General features: G+C 71.7%; 3 protein-coding genes. All 3 read right to left on the reverse strand.

All coding sequences use genetic code 11. The features are described 5' to 3' along the window. Positions 1-56: 56 nt before the first annotated feature. The 3 genes from pepN to ACFVIM_RS31020 all read right to left on the reverse strand — a co-directional run bounded on the left by pepN (position 57) and on the right by ACFVIM_RS31020 (position 6,422). Positions 57-2,642, reverse strand: coding sequence for an aminopeptidase N (gene pepN / locus ACFVIM_RS31010; RefSeq protein ID WP_384308410.1), 2,586 nt, complete (start codon positions 2,640-2,642; stop codon positions 57-59). 384 nt (positions 2,643-3,026) lie between these two features. Continuing rightward, a complete protein-coding gene (locus tag ACFVIM_RS31015; RefSeq protein WP_384308413.1) occupies positions 3,027-5,777 on the reverse strand; it encodes a hypothetical protein in 2,751 nt (916 codons plus the stop codon). Positions 5,778-6,119: 342 nt separating this feature from the next. Further along, positions 6,120-6,422, reverse strand: a complete 303-nt coding sequence (locus tag ACFVIM_RS31020) for a hypothetical protein (protein WP_384308416.1) — start codon at positions 6,420-6,422, stop codon at positions 6,120-6,122. Positions 6,423-6,660: the final 238 nt, after the last annotated feature.

The following is a 6,660-nucleotide window of genomic DNA, read 5'->3' on the forward strand; positions in this document are numbered from 1 at the left end:
GCGTACGGGAGATCCCGTACGCGCCCCGGCGTGTGTGGGCGTGAGGCGGACGGCGGTCAGGCCGTCGCGGCCGCCGCGTCTGCGGACTGGGCCCGCAGCGCCCGGGAGACACCCGAACGCGATTCGAGGACCAGCCGCCGCAGCGCGGGCACCGGCTCCGCCGAGGCCAGCCAGGCGTCCGTCCGCTCCAGCGTCTCCCGCGAGACCTGGAGCGTCGGGTAGAGGCCCACCGCGATCTGCTGGGCGATCTCCGGGCTCCGGGTCTCCCACGCCTTCTTCACGGCGGCGAAGTACGCCTCCGTGTAGGGCGCCAGCAGCTCCCGCTGGTCGGTCTGGACGAAGCCGCCGATCACGGCCTCCATCCGGGCGTTGGGCAGCGCGTCGTTCTCCACGACGGCGGCCCACGCCTCCGCCTTGGCGGCCTCGGTCGGCCGGGCCGCCCGCGCGGTGTCGGCGTGCCGCTCGCCCGCCGCCGTACGGTCCCGCGCGTACTCGGCCGCGATGCCGTCCTCGTCCAGGACGCCGGTCGCGGCGAGCCGCTCCACGAACGCCCACCGCAGCTCGGTGTCGACGGCGAGGCCCTCGATGGTCTCGGCGCCGTCGAGCAGCGCCTGGAGCAGATCGAGCTGCTGCGGGGTGCGGGCGGTGGCGGCGAAGGCGCGCGCCCAGGCGAGCTGGTGGTCGCCGCCCGGCTCGGCGCTCCGCAGATGGGCGAGGGTGGCCTCGGTCCACCGGGCGAGCCCGGCCTCGCGCCACTCCGGCGTCGCGTACAGGTCGATCGCGGCCTTCACCTGGCGGTGCAGCGACTGCACCACACCGATGTCGGACTCCTTGCCGATGCCGGAGAGCACCAGCGCCAGGTAGTCGCGGGCGGCCAGCTCGCCGTCGCGGGTCATGTCCCACGCCGACGCCCAGCACAGGGCGCGCGGCAGGGACTCGGCGAAGTCGCCGAGGTGCTCGGTGACGGTCTTCAGCGAGACCTCGTCCAGCCGGACCTTCGCGTACGACAGGTCGTCGTCGTTGAGGAGGATCACGGCCGGACGCCGGGTGTCCGCCGGGAACGGTACGGGGGTGAGCTCGCCGTCCACGTCCAGCTCGATCCGCTGGGTGCGCACCAGCTTGCCGCTCTCGTCCAGGTCGTAGCAGCCGATCGCGATCCGGTGCGGGCGCAGCGTCGGCTCGCCCGTGGCGCCCTCGGGCAGCGCGGGCGCCTCCTGGCGGACGGCCAGCGAGGTGACGAAGCCGCGCTCGTCCACCTCCACCTCCGGCCGCAGCACGTTGATGCCCGCCGTCTGCAGCCAGGCGCTGGACCAGGCGGACAGATCGCGCCCGGAGGTCTCCTCCAGCGCGGAGAGCAGATCGGTCAGCCGGGTGTTGCCGAAGGCGTGCGCCTTGAAGTACGCCTGGACGCCCCGGAAGAACTCGTCCTCACCGACATAGGCCACCAGCTGCTTGAGCACGGAGGCGCCCTTGGCGTAGGTGATGCCGTCGAAGTTCACCAGGACGTCCTCGATGTCCCGGATCTCGGCCATGATCGGGTGCGTCGACGGCAGCTGGTCCTGGCGGTAGGCCCAGGTCTTCATCGAGTTGGCGAAGGTGGTCCAGGCGTGCGGCCAGCGCGTACCGGGTGCCGACGCCTGGCAGGCGATGGAGGTGTAGGTGGCGAACGACTCGTTCAGCCACAGGTCGTTCCACCACTCCATGGTGACCAGGTCGCCGAACCACATGTGGGCCAGCTCGTGCAGGATCGTCTCGGCACGTGCCTCGTACGCCGCGTCCGTCACCTTCGAGCGGAAGACGTACTGGTCCCGGAAGGTGACCGCGCCCGCGTTCTCCATCGCGCCCGCGTTGAACTCCGGCACGAAGAGCTGGTCGTACTTGGCGAACGGGTAGTCGTAGTCGAACTTCTCCTGGAACCAGTCGAAGCCCTGCCGGGTGACCTCGAAGATCGCCTCGGCGTCCAGGTACTCGGCGAGCGAGGGGCGGCAGTAGACGCCCAGCGGCACGGACTGGCCGTCACGCTCGTAGGAGCTGTGGACCGCGTGGTACGGGCCGACGATCAGCGCGGTGATGTACGTCGAGATCCTCGGCGTCGGCTCGAACCGCCAGACGTTCTTCTCCGGACCCGCGGGCTCGGGCGTCGGGGAGTTGGAGATCACCTTCCAGCCCTCCGGGGCCGTCACGGTGAACTGGAACGTCGCCTTCAGATCGGGCTGCTCGAAGTTGGCGAAGACCCGGCGGGCGTCCGGCACCTCGAACTGGGTATAGAGGTACGCCTGCTCGTCGACCGGGTCGACGAAGCGGTGCAGCCCCTCGCCGGTGTTGGTGTACGAGCAGTCCGCGACCACACGCAGCTCGTTCGGCCCCTGGTGGAGGTGGTTCAGCGCGATCCGGGAGTCACGGAAGACGGCGGCGGGATCCAGCGACCTGCCGTTGATGTCGATCTCGTGGACGGCGGGGGCGACCAGGTCGATGAAGGTCGGCACGTTCGCCTCGGCCGCGTCGAAGCGCACGGTCGTGACCGACCGGTAGGTGCCTCCCTCCTGGGCGCCACGGAGGTCCAGCTCGATCTCGTAGGAGTGGATGGTGAGCAGGCGCGCCCGCTGCTGCGCCTCTTCGCGGGTCAGATTGGTGCCAGGCACGCGTTCATCTCCTGTTATGTGACGTTTGCTGTTCCGTTGGGCGTCATCTTTCCACGGGGGTGACGCCGGTGCGTCGGGGTATCGGTGGGGCGGGAGGGGGAGGAGATGAGCCGCCCCTCTGTCCCTCGTGGTCCGGTGCCCCTCCGGTGCCCCTCCGGTGCCCCTCCGGTGCCCCTCCGGTGCCCCTCGTGTGCCGTTCCCTGCCGCTTCTGTGCCGCTTCTGTGCTCCTCTCGGCTCCACGGCCCCGGCCACCCCGGCCGCCGTGGCCACCCCGGCTTCCCGTGGGCCCGCCCTGTTCACCCGTCCGCCCCGGCCGGTGACCGCGCGGGTGGCCGTGGCGGTGCTCCGGGGCCAGGGCCGACCGCCCCCCGGTGCCCCCGGGGTCAGGAGCCCGCCGCGGGCTGACGGGTCTCCGGCGGCGGGCACCAGGAGCTCTGGGTGAGACTGCCGTGACGGCCGCAGAATCCGACCTGCCGGGGCTGGCCGGGCCCGTGGACACGCTGGATGGAGATCAGTTTGTCCAGGGGGATCTGCTGGTCCACGAGCCCGCCGAAATCGATCCGCCCACTCTCCCCGTCGAGTGCCGCCGGGCCGTGAATGCGGCTGAGCGCCTGCCATACGGCGGTCGCCGTGAGCGGCAATTGCGGTGCGCTGTCCTGGAGCCCGCCCACCGCCTTGAGATACAGATTCACCGCGTCGAAGGCGAGGGCCGCGTGCCCGTCGAGTGAGGTGTTCTCGACCTGGTCGCATTCCTCGGGGAATATTTTCTTCATGGTGCTGTAGAGATCGCTGGGGCCGTCACAGGAGGCCGATCCGAGGGTGAAGTCGAGAAACTCGTACGGAATCCGGGGATAGGCACCCCGCCGGGCCGCGTCGGCGCCGAGGCGGGCTATGTCATCGCCGCCGAGGAAGGCGGGCGGACGGGACCCACAGGCGTCGTTGGTGCCGCTCAGGACCGCCTCGAAGTCCTCGGGGCGGCCGGCGAAGAAGATCAGCCCCTGGTAGCCGCAGCCGCGTTCCCCGATCGTCCGCGCGCCGGGGTGCCCCGATATCCCGGGCGGTGCGGGGGACGGCTTGTACCCCTGCCGGTCCACCGTGAAGCCCGCCGCCACAAAGGACCGGAAGGCGTCGTCCCGGAGGTTCATGCTGTACTCGTCCGTGGGATCGGCGGAGTACACGATCCGGGCGTGCCGCTGCCGCAGCACACCCCGGTCGGCGAGGCTGGTGGCGTAGGCGGCGGCGACCGCGGCTTCGCGCCGGTTCTGCGGGGAGACCTGGTAGTACAGCGGCGAGTGGTCGTCCAGTGTGTCGGCGGACAGGCTCGTGGCCACCATCGGCAGCCCGACCCGGGTCAGCTCGTTGATCGTGGTGATGGTGGCCTTGCGGCTCTGGTCGAGGCTGGTGACGCCGACGATCGTCGGGTCGGTGCGTCTCATGTCCTCGATCACCCGGGCGGTCTTGTGCCCGAACCGCATCCCGGAACCGGCGCTGGCCGGGAAGATCCGCAGCACCGGGTCCTTCTCCCCGCGCCGGTCGAGCTGCCGCCGCTGGGCGCTGGCCGCGCCCTGGAGCTGCTCCCGCGCGTACGCCAGCGTGCTGGACGCGGCCCCCGACGGCACGCTGAGCAGCGCCGACAGATGGACGAGGGTGACCACGCGCCGTCCCGGCGCGGACCGGTGGATCCGTTCGGCCTCGGCGTTCTGGCGGGCGATGACCTCAAGGGTCCGCCGGACCCGCTGGTCCTTGGAGCCGAAGGCGTACCCGTGCGGGGCGACGCCGACGCACTCCCCGGTCGGCTGCCGCTGGAGCGTCGGGGCGTCGGGATGGGACCGGTCGAGTCCGCAGTGCCGCGCCTTCCAGGCCCGCGCGGAGTCCTGGGCGTTCGTGTACAGGGAGCCCGCGCCGGACAGGCCCAGGACGAGCACCAGGGCGAGGGCGCCCGTGGTGGCGCGGCGGCCCGCCCAGGCGGGCGGGCGGTCCACGGTGAGACGGGCCGCCGCCGCACTGCGTTCCTCCTGCGCTTCGCGTTCCGGGTCCGTGGTCCGCATCGGTGCGGGCATCCGCACCGGCAGGTACCAGAAGTCGGGTTTGCGGTCGCGTCCCGTCCTGCGCAACCGCTCACACCACGCCTCGTACGGCCCCAGCCGCTCGGTCAGCAGCCGTACGCGGTCGTACCGGTACAGCCCCTGGCCCGTCGTCACCAGCGCCAGCGGATCGAAGGCCCCGGTCTCGTCGCGCACATCGGCGAAGAGGCGCACGAGCGCGCGCCCGTCGTTCGCCGCGCTCACCCCCTTCAGGAACGCCACGCAGTAGGCCGTGCGCCGGTGGGCGCGGCGCCGCCAGGGACGGCGGCGATAGGCCACCCGCAGGTCTTCGAGGAAGGCGTTGACCATCAGCTTGCTCACCTGCGACGGGTCCTCGCGCCCCCAGCGCGACTGGGTGAGCCGGAGGGCGAAGCCGTCGAAGGTGCCCGGGTCGGCGGGCGCCATATACGGCTGGCGCAGCAGCCACCGGTACTCGCTGCCGAGGACCCGCCAGGCGCGGAACCACATCAGCGGCATCACATAGAACGCGGACAGCACGGCCCACCAGGGCACCGTGCCGCCCTGGAGGGTGACCTCGGTGCCCGGGCCGCGCAGGAACTCCAGCAGCGGTCTGCGCTGGAACTCGCGCTCCCGCAGCCGCCGCAGCATCCGCCGGGCGTGCTGGGAGTCCGGCTCGTCGGCGGTGTCCCGCATCTCCAGCAGCCAGTTGACCAGCCCGAAGCGCCGGAAGCGCACCCGCTGGTCGCGCCCGTAACTGGCGGAGGAGAACTCCTTCGCCAGGGCCACGAGCACACGTCGGCACAGCTCGGCCCGCTGCCAGTCCGCGTCCAGGTCCTGGCGCTCGGTGCGGACGAGGCCCGCCATCTCGTCCAGGGCGATGCACTCGTGCGGGACGCGCCGTGGTTCGGCGGTGTTCAGCGCCCGCACCAGCTGCTCGACCACAGCGTCCTGGTCAGCGCCGATCAGGTCGAGCACGGGAATCCCGTCCCGTTTCTCCACTTCGCTGGGTAACTCGCCCCGCCGGGGGCGGCGTACGCATCTCCCCAGAAGATCGAAAAGCAGATCGGTGTGCGCGAAGACAACCCCCATGACCCTGACTCCCCGTTATCCGTCGAGCGCGGAAAGGAACCGACATTATCGGCCGCGCGGTGCCGCTCCGGGTCGCGCACGCGGGATTCCACGGGTGCCGGTATTCAGGGATCGTGGGTGACACGCGATGACCGGAACGGTCACATCGATCTTTTCCGGGGCTTCCCGCGGGCCGGTTCTCCGGGTGGGTCACGCACGGACGGCGGAGGCGTCACGGGTGCGCTGGGCGGCGGTCGTCAGTGGGTGCGCTGGGCGGCGGTCGTCAGCGGGTGGCGGTGGGTCCGGGCCCCGGGGTCGACTCCGCTCGGCCTCGCGTGGCCCCTCGCGGCCTCGCGTGTGCCTCTAGTGGTGCGCGGAGCGGTGGGGCGCGTTGCTGACCTCCGCCGCCTCACGCGTCCCGCACGCCGGGCAGAGCTGCCGCCGCACCTCCACCAGCCGCATCCCGCCGTCGTACTGGAACGCGTCCGTCACCTGGCCCTGGCACCGCGGCACGGCGCACGCGGCACTCCCGTACATCGCGGACAGCGGCGGTCCGGTCAGCGTCGAGAAGTCGCAGTACAGACAGGGAAAGGTGTGCAGCCCATCGCCGTTCTCGACATGGGAGACGGCCTCGGGCCGCTTACAGCGGGGACAGATCCAGCCCATGCCACCCTCTTCGCTCGCCGGTCACCGGTCGGGTCGCTGAAGTCTGACCCCGGACCGGGAGCGCGGGGGGCGAGGCCAGCGGGCCATTCACTCCTGGGGGGCGGAAGGCATGTTTCCCGATGAGTGACTCAGAACATGACAGCCAGCCATGACAGCCAGCCAGGACAGCCAGGACAGCCAGGGCAGCCAGCGGGCGGCGGGCCGCCGGGGACGGCGGCGGGCCCGCTCCCGGTGGGGG

The sequence above is a fragment of the Streptomyces sp. NPDC057638 genome, from assembly GCF_042800315.1.
Classification (GTDB): Bacteria; Actinomycetota; Actinomycetes; order Streptomycetales; family Streptomycetaceae; genus Streptomyces.